The organism is Desertimonas flava (genome assembly GCF_003426815.1).
Taxonomy (GTDB): domain Bacteria; phylum Actinomycetota; class Acidimicrobiia; order Acidimicrobiales; family Ilumatobacteraceae; genus Desertimonas; species Desertimonas flava.
The window spans coordinates 1-19,562 of record NZ_QKYK01000015.1 but is presented as its reverse complement, the minus strand read 5'-3'; the positions used below and the strand labels follow the sequence as shown (position 1 = coordinate 19,562).

Annotated in this window: 13 protein-coding genes; 5 read left to right on the top strand and 8 right to left on the bottom strand. The window is 70.9% G+C overall.

From position 1 onward, the window contains the following. Positions 1–46: 46 nt before the first annotated feature. Together DN771_RS17000 and DN771_RS16995 are read right to left on the bottom strand one after the other, a co-directional pair. On the bottom strand, positions 47–5,485 hold the full coding sequence (locus tag DN771_RS17000; RefSeq protein WP_116998751.1) for a choice-of-anchor D domain-containing protein: 5,439 nt from the start codon (positions 5,483–5,485) through the stop codon (positions 47–49). Between the two features lie 222 nt (positions 5,486–5,707). Further along, positions 5,708–6,244, bottom strand: coding sequence for a hypothetical protein (locus DN771_RS16995; RefSeq protein ID WP_116998750.1), 537 nt, complete (start codon positions 6,242–6,244; stop codon positions 5,708–5,710). A 132-nt stretch (positions 6,245–6,376) separates the two neighbouring features. On the opposite strand from DN771_RS16995, the gene DN771_RS16990 reads away from it, so the two are divergent. Further along, positions 6,377–7,252, top strand: a complete 876-nt coding sequence (locus DN771_RS16990) for an enoyl-CoA hydratase-related protein (protein ID WP_116998749.1) — start codon at positions 6,377–6,379, stop codon at positions 7,250–7,252. 1 nt (position 7,253) lies between these two features. Here DN771_RS16990 and cimA read toward each other — a convergent pair whose 3' ends face one another. Then, positions 7,254–8,858, bottom strand: coding sequence for a citramalate synthase (gene cimA / locus DN771_RS16985; protein ID WP_116998748.1), 1,605 nt, complete (start codon positions 8,856–8,858; stop codon positions 7,254–7,256). Between the two features lie 1,011 nt (positions 8,859–9,869). Here cimA and DN771_RS16980 point away from each other — a divergent pair. Beyond that, on the top strand, positions 9,870–10,811 hold the full coding sequence (locus tag DN771_RS16980) for an LLM class flavin-dependent oxidoreductase (RefSeq protein WP_116998835.1): 942 nt from the start codon (positions 9,870–9,872) through the stop codon (positions 10,809–10,811). A 4-nt stretch (positions 10,812–10,815) separates the two neighbouring features. On the opposite strand, the gene DN771_RS16975 is transcribed toward DN771_RS16980, so the two are convergent. The 4 genes from DN771_RS16975 to DN771_RS16960 form a co-directional block, all read right to left on the bottom strand. Next, entirely contained in the window at positions 10,816–11,850 is a 1,035-nt protein-coding gene (locus tag DN771_RS16975; RefSeq protein ID WP_116998747.1) for a zinc-binding dehydrogenase, read from the bottom strand. Then, the gene (locus DN771_RS16970) at positions 11,847–13,046 is read right to left on the bottom strand and encodes an LLM class flavin-dependent oxidoreductase (protein ID WP_116998746.1); all 1,200 of its coding nucleotides are present in this window, start codon (positions 13,044–13,046) and stop codon (positions 11,847–11,849) included. Before DN771_RS16970 ends, DN771_RS16975 begins: the two co-directional genes overlap by 4 nt. Before the next feature lie 124 nt (positions 13,047–13,170). After that, positions 13,171–14,160 carry an alpha/beta fold hydrolase gene (locus tag DN771_RS16965; RefSeq protein WP_116998745.1) on the bottom strand — a complete coding sequence of 330 codons (990 nt, stop codon included), beginning with the start codon at positions 14,158–14,160 and terminating at the stop codon, positions 13,171–13,173. After that, entirely contained in the window at positions 14,157–15,641 is a 1,485-nt protein-coding gene (locus DN771_RS16960; RefSeq protein ID WP_116998744.1) for an NAD(P)/FAD-dependent oxidoreductase, read from the bottom strand. The genes DN771_RS16965 and DN771_RS16960 overlap by 4 nt, the downstream gene beginning before the upstream one ends. Before the next feature lie 113 nt (positions 15,642–15,754). On the opposite strand from DN771_RS16960, the gene DN771_RS16955 reads away from it, so the two are divergent. The 3 genes from DN771_RS16955 to DN771_RS16945 all read left to right on the top strand — a co-directional run bounded on the left by DN771_RS16955 (position 15,755) and on the right by DN771_RS16945 (position 18,378). Continuing rightward, positions 15,755–16,396, top strand: a complete 642-nt coding sequence (locus DN771_RS16955) for a TetR/AcrR family transcriptional regulator (RefSeq protein ID WP_162942047.1) — start codon at positions 15,755–15,757, stop codon at positions 16,394–16,396. A gap of 24 nt (positions 16,397–16,420) precedes the next feature. Next, complete coding sequence (locus DN771_RS16950; RefSeq protein ID WP_116998742.1) at positions 16,421–17,350, top strand: SDR family NAD(P)-dependent oxidoreductase; 930 nt, start codon at positions 16,421–16,423, stop codon at positions 17,348–17,350. Between the two features lie 71 nt (positions 17,351–17,421). Beyond that, positions 17,422–18,378 carry a GNAT family N-acetyltransferase gene (locus tag DN771_RS16945; RefSeq protein WP_116998741.1) on the top strand — a complete coding sequence of 319 codons (957 nt, stop codon included), beginning with the start codon at positions 17,422–17,424 and terminating at the stop codon, positions 18,376–18,378. A gap of 51 nt (positions 18,379–18,429) precedes the next feature. On the opposite strand, the gene DN771_RS16940 is transcribed toward DN771_RS16945, so the two are convergent. Next, complete coding sequence (locus DN771_RS16940; RefSeq protein WP_116998740.1) at positions 18,430–19,347, bottom strand: branched-chain amino acid transaminase; 918 nt, start codon at positions 19,345–19,347, stop codon at positions 18,430–18,432. Positions 19,348–19,562 lie beyond the last annotated feature (215 nt).

Genomic DNA, 19,562 nt, shown 5'->3' with positions numbered 1-19,562 from the left:
GGTGCCCGAGTGGCGCGCGCTGTGGAGCCGTGCCCGTCTCGGAGATTCAGCCGACCCGCCGGCGCACGCCGACCAGCACCGCCCCGGCGCCGATCAGGGCGAGTGCCACGGCGACGGACGCCAACAGCGGCGCCCCACCCGTGACGGGAAGCGTCCCGTCGTCGGTGCCGCTGTCGTCGCCGGGAGTGACGCCCGGGGCCGTGCTGCCCGGCGAGGTGCCGTCACCCGGGCCAGTGCTTGGGTCGGTACCAGCGTCGGGCTCCGTCGCGGGTGGCGGGGCGGGCGGTGCGGCGACCGACGACCCCGACAGGACGACCTCCGCGCCGGCTCGGCTGCTGACGATCGAGAGCACGGCGTCGGCCGAGCCCACCGTCTCGGGAGCGAACCGCAACGTCAGCGTGCACGACGCACCGGGTTCGAGTACACGATCGGTGCAGTCGCCGGCGTCCAGGCGGAAGGGGCCGTCGACCGCCACGGCCGGGGCGAGCGCCGCACGCAGGCCGGTCGGTCGGGAGAAGCCGGCAGCTCCGGTGCCCGCCGACGGTGCGGCCAGTGTGAGGTCGGTCAGCTCGGTCGACACGTTGAGGCCGTTGGTGATCGTCAGGTCCTGTTCGGCGACGGCGCCGACCGTGACGTCGGCGAACTCGACGGCGGCGGGCCTGATCGTCAGCGATCCCGACACGGCGACGGCCGACACGGCCGACACGGCGACTCCGACGTCGTCGCCGGTGTCGATCGTGACGACGACGTCACCACTCACCACCCCGTCCGCCGACGCCGACACCACGACATCGACGGTGCACGTCGCACCCGTGGCGAGCGTCGTATCGGTGCACGCGTCGCCGACGATGTCGAACCCGGCGGGAACCTCCAGGCTGGTCACGCCGACTTCGGGCCCGTCGTTGGTGAGGGTGAGGACGCGGGGCGGGGACTCCTCCCCGGCGGGGACGTCGCCGAACTCGAGCGGTCCGTCGGCTCGAAGGTTCACCGCGGCGGCGGTGCCGACGAGGGCGACCGTCTCTCCGGAGAACTCGTGCGTCCCGGTTGCCAGCGTCATGGCCGCCGAGATCGACAGCGAGCCGGTGTGGGTCGCCGCGCCGGTCGGCTCGTACGTCAACGTGACCTCGCAGGACATCCCGGCAGCGAGTGGGTCGCCACAGGCGCTGGGATCGAGGGCGAAGTCGGGCTCCCCCGTGAGCGTGGGCGAGACGGTGACGGCCACGTTGCCCTCGTTGGCGATCGTGACCGTGAGCGTCGGGGTGTAGCGGCCGAGGGCGATCGTCCCGAAGTCGTGGGCAGCCGGACTGACCGTCACGTCGGCGGTGGCCGCGAATCCCCGGAGATCGACGGTGCCGGTGGCCTCGAGTCCCGGCGCCGTGCCGGTGAGCGACAGCTCGCCTGTCTGCGGGCCGGACGCGCTGCCGTCGGGTGCGAACCGCACCGTGAGGTCGCACGACGAGCCGGCCGCGAGCGTGCCCGTGCAGCCGTCCACCACCTGGAACGGCCCGGTCGCCGTGGCCGCCTGCAGCGTCATGTCGACGTTGCCGGCGTTGGTGAAGGTGGCCGTGGTGTCGATCGACTCGCCGCCCAGCACGGCTCCCAGGTCGACGGAGGGGTCGGCCTCGAGTGCGGCGACGGTCCCCCGTCCGGCAAGGGCGCCGATGCTCGTGCCGCCCAGGTGATCCACCGACAGCGTGCCCGACGCCGCGCCCCGAGATGTTGGTGTGAACACGACGTCCACGCTGCACTCCGCCCCTGGCGCAAGGGTGGTGACGCACGTTGCCTGATCGACCACGGCGAACGGCCCGTCGGCGGCCAAGGCGGTGATGGTCACGGCAGACGCGCCGTCGTTGCGGACCGTCGCCGGCGCCGATCCGGTCGATCCGACCGGCACGTCGCCGAACGCCACATCGGTCACGCCCACGTCGGCGAGCACTCCCGTACCGCGGAGATCGATGTCGACCGACTGCACCGACCCGTCCGCGGGGGTGGTCACCGTGATCGACGAGGCGAAGGCGCCGTCGTCCTGCGGTGTGAACGAGATGGTGAAGGTACAGGACACACCGGCGGCCAGCTGGTCCGGGCAGGTGGTGAGTCGATCGAACGGCGACGGCGTGGGCGTGCCCTCGATCGACAGTTGCACCGGCGAGCCGGCACCATTCGTCACCGTGATCGTCTGGGTGGCCCTGTGCCCGACCGTCACCGAGCCGAAGTCGAGCGCGGTCGGTGTGACGGTCAGGGGCAGCACTCCGGAACCGGACAGGTCGGCCGTGAGGTCGTCGAACCCCTCGCCGGCGACGGTGAGCGTGCCCGAGGCGGCGCCTTCGGCGGTCGGCGCGAACGTCACGCTGACCTGACACGACGAACCGGCGGCGATCGTCGCGCACGCCGCACTGTCCACGGCGAACGGACCCGAAGCAGACACATCGTCGATCGACGCCGGGGCGTTGCCGTCGTTGGCAATCGACACCGTCCTGACAGCCGAGACCGACCCGACCGCGACGTCACCGAAGGCCAACGACGTCGGCGAGACCGACACGTCGGGCGCTGGAGCCCTGCTGCCCGTCCCCGACAGCGACACCGTGAGGTCGTCGAACCCCTCGCCGGCGACGGTGAGCGTGCCCGAGGCGGCGCCTTCGGCGGTCGGCGCGAACGTCACGTTGACCTGACACGACGAACCGGCGGCGATCGTCGCGCACGCCGAGCTGTCCACGGCGAACGGACCCGAAGCAGACACATCGTCGATCGACGCCGGGGCGTTGCCGTCGTTGGCAATCGACACCGTCCTGACAGCCGAGACCGACCCGACCGCGACGTCACCGAAGGCCAACGACGACGGCGAGACCGACACGTCGGGCGCTGGAGCCCTGCTGCCCGTCCCCGACAGCTGCGCCGTCACGCCGTTGAACCCGTCGCCCGCCACCGAGAGCATGCCGGTGGCCGGCCCGGACTCGCTCGGACTGAAGGTGACCTGCACCATGCACGTTGCACCCGGCGACAGCGTGGTGCAGCCGCTCTGGGGCACGACCGCGAACGGCGCAGAGGTGAAGATCGAGATCCCGCCGCTTCTGGTACCGATGTTGCTGATCGTGATGGTCTGCGGCGGTGACGTCGCTCCCACCCCGACCGTGCCGAAGTCGATGCTGGTCGGGCTGATCGACAGGACCGGCTCGGCCGGGCCCGACACACCAGTACCGGCGACAGTGGCGCGAACCGGGTCGTAGCCGCTGCCGGACACGGACAGCTGTCCCTGCGCCGCGCCGCTCTCGGTCGGCTGGAACCTCAGATCGATCCAGCAGGAGTTGCCGGCGGGCAGGTCGCCCGCGCAGGACGTGCCGTCGAGGTGGAACGGCTGGCCCGTCTCGATGCCGTCGACCCGCTGGTTCGACGTCGTCTCGTTGCTGACCGTGAAGCGGTGCGTCGCCGTCGAGCCGACCTCGACGGCGCCGAAGTCGTGACTCGTCGGACTGAGGGACACGGGTGCGCCGGCGGACGGTTCGTCGCCCCCCGTTCCGGTGAGATCGGCCGAGGCCACGACCATGTCGTCGGCGCGGATCTCGAAGCGCCCGCTGGCACTTCCGTCGGCGACCGGCGCGAAGGCGACGTCGACCCAGCACGTCGCGCCGGTCCCGAACACACCGCGACAGCTCGTGTCGGCGGCCACGAACGGCTCGGTGACATCCATCGCGCCGGTGAGGGTCATGGCGACCCCACCGGTGTTGCGCAGGCTGATGCGCTGCGGGCTCGACACCGTGCCGACGGGCACGTCGCCGAAGTCGAGCGACGCGGGGGTCAGGTCCACATCGTGGCCCGATGCCGCGCCCACGAGCTGGGCGCTGGCCGCCGGCCGGCCGGCGACATTGACGACCACCTGGCCACTCGCCGGGCCCGATGTCTCGGGAGCGAACGTCACCTCGATCGCACAGGTCGCATTGCCGGCGAGCTGGCGGGAGCAGTCGGAGCCGTCGATCGAGAACGGGCCCGTCACCTCGAACTCGCTGGCGTCGAGGGTCACTGCGAAGGTCGCTGTGTTGCGCACGGTCAGTGTGAGGGTGCGCGTGGCCGGCTCGGTGGGCGAGCCGGTGGAGACGTGGCCGAAGTCGAGTTGCTCCGGTTCGATCGCCAGCTCGGCGAGCCGGTCGCCGGTGCCCTCACCGGTGAGCGACGCGGTGGCATACCCGGCGATGTCGAGGGTCCCGGTGGCCGCGCCGGGCTCGGTCGGTGCGAACGTCACGTCGACCCGGCAGGTGTCACCGGGCTCGTACATCCTCACGCAGTCGTTGGGAGCGACAGCGAACGGGGCGCTCGCCGTGATGGCGCCCGACATGAAGACGCGGGAGTCGCTGGTGTTGCGGATCGTGAATCGACGCGCGTCGGACTCGTCACCGACGTCGACGGTGCCGAAGTCCTGCGCGTCCGGGGTGACCGTGATCGACGGCGGCGGGGTCCCATAGCCCTGGAGGTAGACGCGCAGGATCTCGCCGCTGTCGCCGTCGAGGTCGAAGTAGCCGGTCTGCTGGTCGTACTCGTCGGGCTCGAAGACGACCGACACCGTGCACGTCTCGCCCGGGCCCAACGGCTCGGACGAGACGGGGTCGCACCCGGCGTCGGCGGAGGTGTCGAGGACGAACGGCCCAGCCACGTCGGACGAGACGATGTCGATGGAGGACGCACCGGTGTTGCGCACCGTCACCGTCCGCGGCGCACTCGTCGTGTCGATCACCGTGGGTCCGAAGTCCACGGTCGACGGCTGGGCCGACAGGGCCCCGGGTTCGAACCCCACGCCACTGCCGCGCATGGTGCCGATGGTGACCCCGTCCTCGACGATCGTCAGGGTGGGCTCGTGCGCACCGACCCGTTCGGGCACGAAACGGACCCGGTAGCGGCAGGCGTTGGCACCACAGTCGTAGAACTCGCCGCCATACGGCTCGAGACCGTCGCTGCCGTGCACGCTGACCCAGTGGGGGCCGTGCCAGTCGAGGGCGATCCACGACACGGCGATCTCCAACCACGCTCCGTCATGGCCGACCTCGACCCTGCCGAAGTCGGGGGACTCGGGGATGAAGATCAGTCCCGGGTCCTCGGCGAGCGGCGCGACGAGCTCGTCGGACGCGACGGCGACGTCGGGCACCGTGTCGGTCATCGTGTCGGCGACCGTGTCAGGCATCGTGTCGGTGCTCGGCGGCGCGGACCCCTCGGCGGCCTCCGTCGAGTCGCCGGGTGCAGCAGGCACCGTGTCGACGGTGTCGACGGTGTCGACGGTGTCGACGGTGTCGACGGTGTCGACGGGGTCGACGGTGTCGACGGGGTCGACGGTGTCGACAGTGTCGACCGGGTCGGACCCGTCGCTGCCGGCGGGCGGGGCCGGCTCGGCCACGAGGGTCGCCGGCGTCGGGGCGTCGTCCCCGGGGTCGGCCGGCGAGGACGCCAGCGCCGGTTGGGCGAGGAGGACCGTCCCGGCGAGGGTGAGGACAAGGCGCCTCAACCTCCGATGTATCGAGCGATGTAGCGAGCGATCGCGATCAACTAAGCGATCGCTCGCTCGGTATCTGCGCGGGAGGCCGCGCGTCGTCGTCGTTCGAATGTGCTTGCCCACAGGACACCTCCACCAGAGTCGTCGCTCACGAACATAGCACCAAGGCTGTTGGCGAGCGCTAGCTCCTCGTCGGCGTCGGCTTCGGATCGCCGCCGAGCCGGCGGCAGACGGTCAGGCGGGGACCGTCACGTCGAGGCCGAGCAGCGTGCGCCAGCTGGCCGGATAGGCACCGAGCACCTGCTGCGGCGTCGAGCGCAGCGTGGCCTCGGGAACGGTGTCGGCGAGCTCGCGCACGACGTTGTAGTGATGCGGGTCGGCGGCGCCCTCGAACCGTCGGCGGCGCTCGGCCACGAGGTCGGTCGGAGGGGCGGGATCGAGGAATCCCCAGATCGTGAACGCGATGCGCAGATCGTGGATCACCGGGGCCCGGCCGAACATCGAGGCCCGCCGGAGGGCGATCCCGAGGCACCCGGCGACGGCGTCGTCCGCGCGCTCGTTGTCGGCCAACACGAGATCGGGCTCGATGCGCCGGGCCAAGAGCAACGCGTAGCCCTGATCGGGTCCCTGGTAGCCGAGCAGCGGTCCCTCGGGCTGGCGACCCTCGATCTCCCCCGGACGGTCGGCCTCCCAGGCGTCGGGCACGTAGTCGGGCGACTCGTACCACTTCTCGGTGAGCGGAGCGATCGGCGTGAACTTCGGTGCGGCCATCGCCCCATTTCTAGCGCTCCGACCGAGCATCGGCGCGATCTCCGGAGGCGCATCGGGCCACGACGGCTCGACCTCGACGAGGTCTGCGCTCGACCCGTTGTCCGCGGCCGCCGGGCCGTACCGTGCGGGGCCATGAGCGACGCCCCCGCCTACGAGAACATCTCCCTCACGATCTCCGGCACCACCGCCACGATCTCCCTCGACCGGCCCGACCACCTCAACGCCTTCAACGTGGCGATGCTGCACGAGCTGCTCGACGCCTTCGACCGAACCGACGCCGACGACGACGTCCGCGTCGTCGTTCTCACAGGGCGCGGCCGGGCATTCTGCGCGGGTGCCGACCTGAGTGGCGGCGGCGAAACGTTCGCCGGCCACACCCGCGACGACGGCTCGATCGCCCGTGACGGCGGAGGTCTCCTGACGCTGCGGATCTACGACAGCCTGAAGCCGGTGATCGCCGCCATCAACGGCTCGGCGGTCGGCGTCGGGCTGACCATGACGCTCCCGTGCGACGCGCGACTCGTGGCCGACAACGCCAAGCTGGCCTTTCCGTTCGCCGGCCGCGGCATCGTCACCGACGCCGCCTCGGCGTGGTTCCTCCCCCGCGTCGTCGGGATCTCACAGGCCACCGAGTGGTGCCTCACGGCCCGCCGCTTCGGTGCCGAAGACGCCCTCGCGGCGCGGCTGGTGCGCAGCGTGCACAAGCCCGATGACGTGCTCCCGGCCGCCTACGCCCTCGCCGACGAGATGGCCGCCGGTGTCGCGCCGCTCTCGGCCGTGATCACGCGCCAGCTGCTGTGGCGCTCGCTCGGTGCGGATCACCCGATGTTCGCTCACGAGATCGAGTCCCGGGCGATCGGCGAGCTCGGTGCCACCGCCGACGCCCGCGAAGGGGTGATGGCGTTCCTCGAGAAGCGCCAACCGAACTGGGCGTTGCGCCCCTCGATCGACCTGCCGTCGTGGTTCCCGTTCTGGGAGGACCGGCCCTACCGCTCGTTCACGAAGTAGCTCACGACGTGGCGGTCGCGGCGGCCGCTCCGGCGTGGAGCAAGCCGTAGACGAGGCTGTCCTCGAGGGCCTTCCACGAGGCCTCGATGATGTTGGGGCTCACGCCGATGGTCGTCCAGTCGCGATCGCCGTTCGTGGCGTCGAGGAGCACGCGGGTGACGGCTCCGGTGGCTCCGGCACCGTCGAGGATGCGCACCTTGAAGTCGGTGAGGTGCACGCGGCCGAGTGCCGGGTAGGGACCGGTGAGGGCCAGGCGCAGCGCCTTGTCGATGGCGTTCACCGGTCCGTTGCCTTCGGCGGTGTGCACGTGGCGCTGATCCCCCACCCACACCTTCACCGTGGCTTCGGTGACCATCGAGTCGGCGGTCGCCGACGGGGCGGTGAGCTGGTCGGTGATGACGCGGATCGACTCGACGCTGAAGAACGGCTGTTGCCAGCCGGTCGCCCTGCGCATGAGCAGCTCGAGCGAGGCGTCGGCGGCCTCGAAGTGGTAGCCCTCGTGCTCGAGGCGCTTGAGGTCGTCGATGACGGTGTTGACCGCCGGACCGTCCATGTCGAGTCCCAGTTCGGCGGCCTTCATCGTGATGGTCGCCCGCCCGGCCATCTCGCTGACGACGAAGCGCGTGCCGTTGCCGACGGCATTGGGGTCGATGTGCTCGTAGGCGTCCTTGGCCCGGGCGATGGCGCTGGTGTGCAGCCCGGCTTTGTGGGCGAACGCGCTGGAGCCCACGTAGGGCGCTTGCGGGTTGACGGCTCGGTTGAGCAGCTCGGCGACGTGATGGCTGACGGCCGTGAGCCGCTCCATGTGACCCTCGGGCAGACACGTCAGCCCCAGCTTGAGCTGCAGGTTGGGGATGATCGTGGTGAGGTTGGCGTTGCCGGTGCGCTCGCCGAGCCCGTTGAGGGTGCCCTGCACGTGACGGGCACCGCCACGCACGGCGGCCATCGAGTTGGCCACGGCGCAGCCGGTGTCGTCGTGGCAGTGGATGCCGATCGTGACGTCACCGCCGACGTGGGCCTGCACGGCCCCGACGATCTCCTCGATCTCGTGGGGCAGCGAACCGCCGTTGGTGTCGCAGAGCACCACATGGCTGGCGCCGGCCACGACGGCCGCCTCGAGGGCCCGGAGGGAGAACTCCGTGTCGGCTTTGTAGCCGTCGAAGAAGTGCTCCATGTCCACCAGCACCAGGCGGTCCTGGGCGTTGAGATACCGGACGGAGTCGGCGATCATCGCCTCACCCTCGTCGAGCGTGGTCTGGAGGGCTTCGGTCACGTGGTAGGCCGAGCTCTTGGCCACGATGCAGACCGCAGAGGTGCCGGCCTCGACCAGGTTGCGCAGCGTCTCGTCGGAGTCGACCTTGCCGCGCGGGCGGCGCGTCGAGCCGAACGCGACGAGCGTCGACGTGCGGAGATCGAGCTCGGTCTTGGCGCGCGTGAAGAACTCGATGTCCTTGGGGTTGGCGCCCGGCCAGCCACCCTCGATGTAGCGGACCCCGAGGTAATCGAGCTGCTCGGCGATGCGCAGCTTGTCCTCCACGGTCGCCGAGACACCCTCCACCTGGAGGCCGTCGCGAAGCGTGGTGTCGAAGATCTCGATGCTGGTCATGTGATGCGTCCCGAAAAATCGAGAAGCCGCCCCGAGGGCGGCTTCAGCGTGCGTACAGGATGGAGCCCGTACGCACTAGGTAATGATGATGATCGCGACGCGGGTCAGCGCGCAGGCGGCGGTGCCGGTCGTCGGGATCACGTGCGCCATTCAACCGGCTCGGCGGAGTCCTTGTCAACGCCTGGTCGACGCCTGGTCGACGCCTGGTCGACGCCCGAGTCGAGGTCTCGGCACCCCGGTCCAGGCCGTCGCGGCCGCTCCGTACGGCTCCGGAAGGTGTGACGCTGTGCACAACGTTGTGTGTGAACGGTGGATGAACAGGCAAATCATGTGGGTAACGAGAAAGTTTCGTGGACAACCCTGTGAATTGAGAAATACCCCTTGACCTGGGGTGACGCGGGTAACAGGATGTGCTGCGTACCGGAAAGCGCAGCAGCGACCGGGACCGGATCTGGGACTGCCGGACAGTTCGGGCTTGCCCGAGCGGTGCGACGGAGAACGGATGCGGGCCACGAGCTGCCAGCGGGATCGGTGCACGGGATTGTGACTGCTACCACGTCACCCGAGGCCGGATCGGCGGTTCGCCGCCGAGTCGGAGGAAGGTGACATGGCTGGACGCGACGTCTGCCGGTTCGCCGGCGGATCGAGCGGTCAGCCGTGGTTTCCGACGGGGGCCGTACCCAACCGGCGCCCTTCGGACATCTCATGGGGGTCGTCGTCGACCGGGTTCGCCCGGGCGGCGGTGCTGCCGTGAACGTGCGGTGCGGGGAGACTCGTCACCGGGCCAACATGCAGGCATCGCCCGCCATGCCGCTGGCCGGCGCCTCTCGGGGCGACGGCCTTGGCACGACGGGCGATGTTTCGGTCGGAGAGAAGGCTAACGCCCGAAGATCGACCTGTGGTGGATGGTCATGTCCCACTTGGGCCGCCCCGGGCGGTGCGTCGGCTTCGGCCGGGGTGCCACCGGGGCGGTTCGCTTTTTCCGGCAGTATCGCGACCATGCAACTCGGCATGACCTTCCCCCGCGAGCTTCCCGCTCCGCTCGTCGTCGACATCGCCGAACGCCTCGAGGCCGGCGGCGCCGACGAGCTGTGGGTGATCGAGGACTGCTTCTTCACCACCGGCGTCTCGCTGGCGGCCACGGCCCTGGCCGGCACGTCGCGACTCGTCGTCGGCATCGGCATCATGCCGGCGGTCGCCCGCACGGCGCCGATGACGGCGATGGAGATCGCCACGCTCTGCGCCCTCGCCCCGGGGCGGCTGATCGCCGGCATCGGCCACGGCGTCCAGGAGTGGATGGACCAGATGGGTGTGCGGCCGGCCTCACCGGTCACCGCGCTCACCGAGGTGATCACCGCCGTCCGCGCGTTGCTGCGGGGCGAGCGGCTCACCACCGACGGCGACTACGTGCGCCTGACCGACGTGGCGCTCGAGTACCCACCGCACCCGGTGCCGCCGGTCCTGGCCGGGGTCCGGGGCCCGAAGTCGCTGGCGGCAGCGGGGCGTTGCGCCGACGGGTTGGTGCTGGCCGAGCTGTCGGGTCCCACCGCGGTCCGCGCCGCCGTGGCCACGGCGGCGCCGGCGGGTCCGTTCTCCGCGGCCGCGTTCAGCGTGATGTCGATCGCCGACGACCGGGCCGAGGCGCGGCGCAACGTGGCGCCCCTCGTCGTCGACCTCGTCGGCGCCCCGCCGCCCGGCCTGCGGGCAGCACCGTTCTTCGACGACCTGGCCGCTCTGGTCGCACGGGACGGAGCAGACGGGGTCGTGGCCGCGCCCGACGACTGGTGGGTCGAGCTGGGCGCGATCGGCACGCTCGACGACGCCGTGGCCCACATCAGCGCGATGGAAGCAGCCGGCGTCTCGTCGCTGTCGTTCTTCCCCGCCCCCGTCGCCGACGTGGCCCTCGCCCAGGTCGATCAGTTCGTCGGCGACGTCCTGCCTGCGACCCGCTGACGGGTCACGGCGTGACGAGGATCTTGCAGTGCCGATCGGGGTTGCCGAGGTCGTCGAACGCTCCGGCCACCCCGTCGAGCCCGACCTCGCCGGTGATCAGGGGATCGACGTCGATCTCACCCTCGGCGATCGAGCGCAGCGAGGCGGCGAACTCCTCGAGGTCGTAGCCCAGCACGAACTGCAGGTTGAGCTCCTTGGTGATGGCCCACAGCGGGGTGATCGGATCGCGCCCCATGCACACGCCGACGACGACCACGCGGGTCTGCGGCACGACGTCGCGCAGCACGGCATCGATCATCCCGGTCACGCCGACCGCCTCGAACACGACGGGTGGCTTGGTGCCGTGGTCGGTGAGCCAGATGTCGAACGCCGACTCCGAGGCAGGGTCGATCACCTGGCTGGCACCCATCGTCGCGGCCAGCGCCCGCCGGGCCGGGGAGAAGTCGGCGGCGAGGATCGTGTCGACGCCCCGCTGCCGCAGGGCGGCGATCACGGCCAGGCCGACCGGGCCGCACCCGAGCACGATGGTGCCGTCACCCGGCTCGAGACGGGCCTTGTTGACGGCGTGGAGCCCGACGGCCATCGGCTCGGTCAAGGCGGCGCGACGGGCGTCGAGACCGTTGGGCACCTCCTGCAGCAACGGCGCCGAGAGCAGCATCCGTTCGCCGTACCCCGCCGGCGGCGCGTTGCCGAAGCCGATCGCCGACACGCCGAACCCCGACATGAGCATGGGGACCGACGTCACCAGGGTGCCAGGGGCGAACGTTGCCGTGTTCGGTCCCGCCGCGAGCACCTCGGCGGCGAACTCGTGGCCCATGAACACGTCCTGGGTCAGATCGGCCGACGGCAGGCGCATCGGCAGCCCGCCCATCTCCTCGCCGATGGCCTTCATCTCGGCGGCGTGCTTGGCGAAGTGCAGGTCGGAACCGCAGATGCCGCACGCCTTCACGGCGACCAGGACCTGGCCGGTCTCCGGCGTCGGCTCGGCGACGTCGTCGCGGACGTGGAGCTCCTGGTCCCGGAGGGCGACCGCCCTCACGACCCACCCCCGCCCGCCGCGTCGGCCGGCGCAGCGGAGGCCTCTTGGACGTGCTGCTGCACGGCGTTGAGGATCGCTGCGCCGGCTCGCGGGAACAGCTCGTCGCGCTTCTGCGTGGCCCAGTCGTGGGAGTGCCGGGGCGCGTCGAGCTGGCCCTGGAAGTGGGGCATGACGTAACGGGCGAACAGCTCGTACGAGTGCAGCGTGGCCGCCGGGCTCGCCCAGTCGTGGCCGAGCATCAAGAACGTGCCGAAGCCGCCGGATTGCTCGACGAGACCCTCGATGTAGGCGATGGCGTCGTCGGGCGTCCCGATGACGACCGTGCCCGTGTCGGCGTACGCCTGCACGAACTCCGCCGGCGCAAGCTTGTCGGGATCGACGCCGGCGGCCAGCGGCACGAACCCCGCTCCCCCGCCGAAGTACTGCGAGAACTGCCGGAGACCGTAGGTGCAGTCGGCGATCGCCTGCTCGCGTGTCTCGGCGAGGTGCATGTTGCCGAGGATGCGCCAGGTGGAGCGGTCGGGGGTCGCGCGGCCGGCCTTGGCCGCCTGCTCCTCGACGACCGACCACGCCGTGCCGACAGCGGCGAACCCGCCGGTCGCCTGCATCGACAGCGACAAGAGCGAGGCGTCGTACTTGCCGGCGAGGCGCGGCCCCGACGGCGACAGCATGGCGGCGACGGCGACCTCGAAGCTCGGGCGGGAGAACGGGCGCATCTGCAAGCGGGCGTCGCGCATGGTGAACCAGTCGGTCTCGCGGGTCACCGGTTCGTCGCCGGACAGCAGGGCGAGGATCGCCTCCAGGGATTCCTCCATCATCCGCCGCTGGTCGAGTGGATCGATCCCCATCACGTAGGCGTCGGACGGCAGGGCGCCGGGACCGGCGCCGAAGATGGTGCGTCCCTTGGTGAGGTGGTCGAGCAGCACCCAGCGGTCGGCGACGAGCCACGGGTGGTGGTAGGGCAGGGACACGACGCCGGTGCCGAGCTTGATCCGCTTCGTCCGTTCGGCCGCCGCGGCGATGAAGATCTCCGGCGAGCCGATCAGCTCGTAGCCACCGGAGTGGTGCTCGCCGAACCACACCTCGTCGTACCCCAACCGATCGAGGGCGACGGCCCGATCGAGGTCGTACTCCAACGCCAGCGTCGGACTCTGCCCCACCGGATGGAACGGCGCAAAGAACACCCCGAATCTCATTGCGTTCCCCGGCCACGCAGGCCGTGTGAACGGCCGGCTCCGCTAGCGCTCCGCCGGTCTTGGCCGCTCGGGCCTCGGGACGCTCGCTGCGCTCGCTGAAACCGCCAGCAGATGCTCCTATTCATCACGAGAGCCCCTTCAGGAAGGTGAGGAGGGCGGCGTTGACCTCGGCCGGCTTCTCCTGCTGCACCCAGTGGCCGGCGTCGTCGACGAGCACGGTGCCCCGGTGATCCTCCAGCCAGCCGTCCATCGTGGTGACGGGCATCATCACGAGCACCGGGTCCTGGGCGCCGCCGATGAACAGCGACGGCACCGTCACCTTGGCGCCGGCGAGCTGCGGCGTGAGCTCCCAGTTGCGATCGAAGTTGCGGTACCAGTTCAACCCGCCCGTGTAGCCGCTGTGCCGGAACTCCTCCACGTAGTGATCGAGCTCGGCCTGCGTCAACCAGTCGGGGAGGCCCTCGGGCTCGGGCATGCGCTCGACGAACCCGCGGCCGTCGTTGGCGAACGCCTCGGCGAGCGCGTTGGGATCGGCGGCGTTGTCCAGCTTCGTGCCACACAGGAGGCGCCGCATCGCGCGCTCCGGGTCGGCGCTCAGCTCGGCGTCGGCCACGCCGGGCTCCTGGAAGTAGACGATGTAGAAGAAGTTGTCGGCGAACATCTGGCGCATCAGCTGCACCGGCGGCATCGGTCCGCGCGGCGCGAACGGCACGCTCATGCCGCACACCCCGCGCGTCCGGTCCGGGTGCAGCAGGCTCATGTTCCACACGATGAACGCGCCCCAGTCGTGGCCGACGAACACGGCGTCCGACGCTCCGACGTCGTCGAGGAGCCCGAGCAGATCGTCGGTGAGGTGGGTGATGTCGTAGTCGGTGATGGCGTCGGGCCGGCTCGATCGCCCGTAGCCGCGCTGGTCGGGAGCGAGGACGTGATAGCCGGCGTCGGCGAGGGGGACCATCTGATGACGCCACGAGTAGCCGAGCTCGGGAAAGCCGTGCGACAGCACGACCACTGGCGCTCCCTGCTCACCCGCCTCGTGGACATGCAGCTCGACGCCGTTGACGGCGACGGTTCGCTGGGTGATCTCGGACGTGTCGCTCTGTCGGTTGCTCATGCGGCCCCTTCGCTCTCGAGTTCGGTTGGCTGGTGATGGCTGGAGTGATCGGTGGAGTGATCGGTGGGTTGGCCGATGCCGGCGAGGGCGGCCAGCAGCTCGCGCCGGGTCGGGCCGGGGTGCTTGGGCACGGGCCATGCGGCGGGGTTGGCGAAGACCTCCATCGACTTGGCCGTGAACGCGGCGTCGGCGGCCAGTTGGGTCGGCGTGACGAGGAGGTTGAACAGCTTGGCCAGACCGCGACCGAGGATCGGTTCGGACTCGGCGGCGACGAAGAGTGCGGCGATCGGGCTCGGCGGCCCGTCCGAGGGCCGGGCGTCGAGATCGGACGACAGCGGCGCCATCCGGTCCATGTCGACGGATGCGTGGAACCACGGGACGATCTCGCGAGCCGAGGCCGCTTCGAACCCGGCCGAGCGGGCGAGCCGGTCGTCGGGGAAGGCGGCGAAGGCATCGGCGAGGAGTGTCGCCTGGGCGAGGGCGAGCGAGCAGCCCCGGCCGTAGATCGGATTGGTGCACGTGTGGGCGTCGCCCACGGCGTGGGCGCCGAGCACCAGCGGAGCGCCGGCGTCGTCGGTGAACGTGCGCAGGCGGTTGATCAGCCCGCCCATCGGGCGCACCGGGCCGGCCGGCTGGAGGTCGATCTCGGCGAAGAAGCGGTCGGGCCCGGGCAGCCGCCGGCAGGCCTCGTCGAAGCGATCGGGGTCGAGCAGGGCGCGGCGCAGCTCGCTGTCGTCGGGTCGGATGGCGAGCGTGATCGACAGCGTGTCGTTGTCACCCGGAACGGCGAGGTACTTCACGAAGCCGGCGTCCATGCCCCGGGACTCGGGCAGCGGCTGACCGCTCGGGGGGCGGCGATACCACCGCGTCAGGTACATCAGGCGGCTCTCGTGCACCCGCTCGGCGACGTCGACGCCCATCTCGCCGAGCCACTCCGGGAGGTTGCTCCGGCGGCCCGTCGCGACCACGACGGCGTCGGCCCCGAGCGTCGTGCCGTCGTCGAGGCGGACCCCGGTCACCGTCGGCGGCCCGCCGTCCGTGCCGGCGACGAACGTCAACCCGGCGACGCCGGCTCCGGCACGCACCGACGTGCCCGGCTCGGCGAGCACCGCCTGGCGCAGCGTCCATTCGTACGTCGTGCGGCGCACCACGAGGAACACGAGGTCCTCGTCGCCGGGCTGCGGATCGCCGAGGTTGCGGGCCGCGGGCAACGTGGTGGAGCCGGTGGCGAGCACCCGCTCGAGCACGTCCGGGAAGCGCTGGCGCAGGATGACGACCGTGCGGGCCAGGAAGGCGTGGGTGTGATGAGCCTGGGGTGCCCCCGGACGTTCGGTGGCGAAGGCCTCCTCCACCGTCGCCGTTGGCGCCAGGTGGTCGCGCTCGAGCAGCGTGACGCGATGACCGGCGCGCGACAGGGCGAGCGCCGACGCCAACCCGCCGATGCCCCCACCGACGATGACGATGTGCTCCCCTGCCGACATCACGAGACCCCTCAGTTCCGCTCGTCAGTTCCGCTCGAGCACGCTGGTCGAGACGGCCGATGTTGGTCACGGCCGTAACCAACATCATCGACCTTAGCGTAGGATTGGCACCGATGTCATCGTCGGAAGCGCGCACGCGGCCGAGCTGGGCCGGGGTGTCGGCGGAGTCCCGCCGGGCCGCCCGCCGAGCGCAGCTTCTCGACGCCGGCTTCGATCTCGTCGGCACCGAGGGCTCGGGCGCCGCCACCGTCCGCGCCGTCTGCCGGCAGGCCGGGCTCAACTCCCGCTACTTCTACGAGAACTTCGCCGACGTGGACGAGCTCCTCGTGGCCGTGTACGACCGCACCGTCACCGAGCTCTACGCCGAGCTGGCCGCGGCGAGCGAGCTCGCCGGCGACGACCTCGTCGGCCGCTTCCGCGCCGGCATCGAGGCCTCGGTCCGGTTCGTCGACGAGGATCGGCGGCGGGGCCGGGTGCTCTTCGTGGAGGCCCGCGGCAACGCCCGGGTCGACGAGCATCGTCTCGCCGCCTGGCAGGTGCTCCTCGCCGAGGTCCGGCGGGATCCGATGACTCCGGTCCGGGCCGTGATGCTCGCCGGCGGGTTCACCTCGGTGCTGGTGGAATGGCTCGACGGCCGCCTCGACGTGACCCGCGACGAGCTGATCGATCACGCCACGGACACGACGCTCGAGATCGCCGGCATCGATCCCGGCGCCGGCCGGCCGCGGGCCGCCCCTCCGCGTCGCCGGGCCTGAATCCGGGCGGATACGGTCCGTCGCATGAGCGCATTCGGGGGAAAGCTGGCGGTCGTCACGGGTGGCGGATCGGGGATGGGCCGCGAGCTGGTCAAACAGCTGGCCGCTCAGGGCTGCTCGGTCGCCACGTGCGACGTGTTCGTCGAGACTGCCGAGGCGACCGTGGCCGCCGCGCTCGAGGCCGCGCCAGACGGCACGGTGGTCACCGCCCACGCGTGCGACGTGTCCGACGCCGCGGCGATGGACCGGTTCGGCGACGAGGTTCGCGACCGTCACGCCACCGACCACGTCGACTACGTCTTCAACAACGCCGGCATCGGCGGCGGCGGCAGCATGATCACCGACCCGCGCGAGGCGTGGGAGCGCACGTTCAACGTGTGCTGGGGCGGCGTGTACAACGGCACCCGCACGTTCCTCCCGATGCTCATCGCCAGCGAGCGCGGCCACCTCGTCAACACCAGCAGCGTCAACGGCTTCTTCGCCTCGATCGGGCCCGGCGTCCCGCACACCGCGTACAGCGCGGCGAAGTTCGCCGTGCGGGGCTTCTCCGAAGCGCTGATCGAGGACCTGCGGGTGAACGCCCCGCACGTCAGCGTCTCGGTGGTCATGCCCGGCCACATCGGCACCGACATCGTCCACAACTCGCGCAAGCTCCTCGGGCCGGTCGATGTCGCCCAGGCGAGGGCCAACCTCACCCGCCGGGGCATCCCGGCCGAGAACATGGACGACGCCGCCGTGCTGTCGACGCTCGACGCCGTGGGCGACATGTTCCGCGACACCGCCCCGCTCACGGCGGTCGACGCCGCCGACGTCATCCTCGACGGTGTGCGCGACGGGCGCTGGCGCATCCTCGTCGGGGCCGACGCCCATCAGCTCGACGAGGCGGTGCGCGCTGATCCCGAAGGGGTGTACGCGCCCGGCGCATCCCTGTTCGAGCTGATGCGCACCGAGTAGTCCGACGCGTCGCCGGCCGACGGGCGAAAACCCGCCGTGGCCGCCGGGGTCGGCGGCCTACGGTCGGTCAGATGGGCGACGACGTGACGCTGCGCCGATGGAGCCGCGACGACCTGGCGGGGATGGTGGCGTTGATCAACGCCCGCGTCGCCACCAAGGGTGAGGGTGAGTTCGCGACCGTCGCCTCGATGGCCGAGCAGTACGACCACCTGCGCAACTGCGATCCCGACACCGACATCGTCGTGGCCGTCGACGCCAGCGGCGACATCGTCGGCTACAGCCGGGTGTTCTGGCTCGACGTCGACGACGGCCACCGCGGGTACTACGTGGCGTTCGAGGCGCGCGACGACGTCGGGGGACTCACCGAGGCGATGTTCGACTGGGGGCTGGAACGGGCCACCCAGGTGGCAGCGACGCACGACCATCCCGATCGCCGCCTCGACGCCTGGGCCAACGAGGGCACACCGCGCGCCCGGCTCGTGGAGGCGCGGGGCTTCGAGCCCTACGCCTGGTCGGCGTTCATGGTGCGCCCCCACTTCGACGATATTCCACCGGCGCCACTGCCCGACGGGCTGGAGGTGCGGCCCGTCGAACCCGACCACTGGCGGCGCATCTGGGAGGCCGACATCACGGCGTTCCGCGATCACCGGTTCTACGTCGAGCAGACCGAGACCGACTGGGAGCGCTTCATCGACGAGGCCAAGCAGGGCACCGAGTTGTGGCAGGTGGCCTGGGACGGCGATGACGTCGCCGGGCAGGTGCGGACGCGCTTCAACGACGAGGAGATCGCCCGGCTCGGACGGCGCCGGGCGTGGACGGAGGACATCTCGACGCGGCGCGACTGGCGCGGCCGGGGTGTGGCGTCAGCGCTGATCGCCGGCAGCCTCCGCCAGCTGGCCGAGATGGGCTTCGACGAGGCGGCGCTCGGCGTCGACCTCGACAACCCGACCGGCGCCCTCGGCGTGTACGAACGCCTCGGCTACCGGTCGGTCCTCCGTCAGGCCCAGTACCACCGCCGCATCACCTGATCCGCAGTAACAGATGGTGCCAGGCACCATCTGTTACCGCCGCACGCGAGCTCACACCGCGAGCTCGCACCAGTCCTTGTACTGCGGGATCTCGCCGCGGACCGCCTTGGCGTAGACGTCGGCGATCAGCGTGGTGGCCTCGCCGGGGCAGGGCACGGAACGGTCGTCGACGGAGTTGACCGAGGAGATCTCCGCCGCGGTGCCGCAGACGAAGATCTCGTCGGCGATGTAGAGATCGCTGCGCGCGATGTTGTCGACGCGCACATCGATGCCGTTGTCACGGGCGATCGTCATCACCGAGCTCTGCGTGATGCCTTCGAGCGCGCCGGCCGACAGCGGCGGCGTGAGGATGATGCCGTTGCGCGAGACGAAGATGTTCTCGCCCGTGCACTCCGCGACGAGACCGTTGGGGGCGAGCATGATCGCCTCGTCGTAGCCGGCCTTGAGCGCCTCGACCTTGGCCAGCGACGAGTTGACGTAGTTGCCGATCGTCTTGGCCGCCGGCGGCATCGTGTTGTGGTCGTGGCGGGTCCACGACGAGATCTTCATCCGCACGCCCTTGGTGACGGCGTCGTCGCCGAGGTAGGCGCCCCACGGCCAGCAGGCGATGGCGACGTCGACGCGGCACGGCAGCGTGTTGAGGCCCATCTCGCCGTAGCCCAGGTAGGCGATCGGGCGGACGTAGCACGAGCCGAGCCCGGTGGACGCGACCGTCTCCTTGGTGGCGGCGACCAGTTCGTCCACCGTGTATGGCAGCTCCATGCCGAGGATCTTGGCCGAGTTGGCGAGACGGACGATGTGGTCGGTCAGCCGGAACACCGCCGGGCCGTCCGGCGTCTCGTACGCCCGGATGCCCTCGAACACGCCGGTTCCGTAGTGCAGCGTGTGCGTCAGGACGTGCACCTGCGCCTGGTCCCAATCGACCAGCGAGCCGTTCATCCAGATCTTCGGAGTCGGGGTAATGGGCATGCCGTGAGTCTCGCACCCGGCAGGGGACCGCCGGAACCCGGCGCGGGTACTCCGACTACCTGGCACCTACCCGCCGATCTGGGCGCGGATCGTGACGGCGGATTCAAGCGGCGGTCGCGACAAAGTGGTTGAACCGTTCTGCTGGAGTATCCCACGCGAGGGTCTTGCGTGGGCGGCCGTTGAGCAGCGCTGCGATCTCGTCGAGGTCGGCTTGG

Coding starts and splice junctions, on each gene's coding strand:
- DN771_RS16955 (WP_162942047.1), top strand. CDS start 15,755: ATGTCATCGTCGGAAGCGCGCACGCGGCCGAGCTGGGCCGGGGTGTCG.
- DN771_RS16940 (WP_116998740.1), bottom strand. CDS start 19,347: ATGCCCATTACCCCGACTCCGAAGATCTGGATGAACGGCTCGCTGGTC.
- DN771_RS16945 (WP_116998741.1), top strand. CDS start 17,422: ATGGGCGACGACGTGACGCTGCGCCGATGGAGCCGCGACGACCTGGCG.
- DN771_RS16995 (WP_116998750.1), bottom strand. CDS start 6,244: ATGGCCGCACCGAAGTTCACGCCGATCGCTCCGCTCACCGAGAAGTGG.
- cimA (WP_116998748.1), bottom strand. CDS start 8,858: ATGACCAGCATCGAGATCTTCGACACCACGCTTCGCGACGGCCTCCAG.
- DN771_RS16950 (WP_116998742.1), top strand. CDS start 16,421: ATGAGCGCATTCGGGGGAAAGCTGGCGGTCGTCACGGGTGGCGGATCG.
- DN771_RS16980 (WP_116998835.1), top strand. CDS start 9,870: ATGACCTTCCCCCGCGAGCTTCCCGCTCCGCTCGTCGTCGACATCGCC.
- DN771_RS16970 (WP_116998746.1), bottom strand. CDS start 13,046: ATGAGATTCGGGGTGTTCTTTGCGCCGTTCCATCCGGTGGGGCAGAGT.
- DN771_RS16965 (WP_116998745.1), bottom strand. CDS start 14,160: ATGAGCAACCGACAGAGCGACACGTCCGAGATCACCCAGCGAACCGTC.
- DN771_RS16960 (WP_116998744.1), bottom strand. CDS start 15,641: ATGTCGGCAGGGGAGCACATCGTCATCGTCGGTGGGGGCATCGGCGGG.
- DN771_RS16990 (WP_116998749.1), top strand. CDS start 6,377: ATGAGCGACGCCCCCGCCTACGAGAACATCTCCCTCACGATCTCCGGC.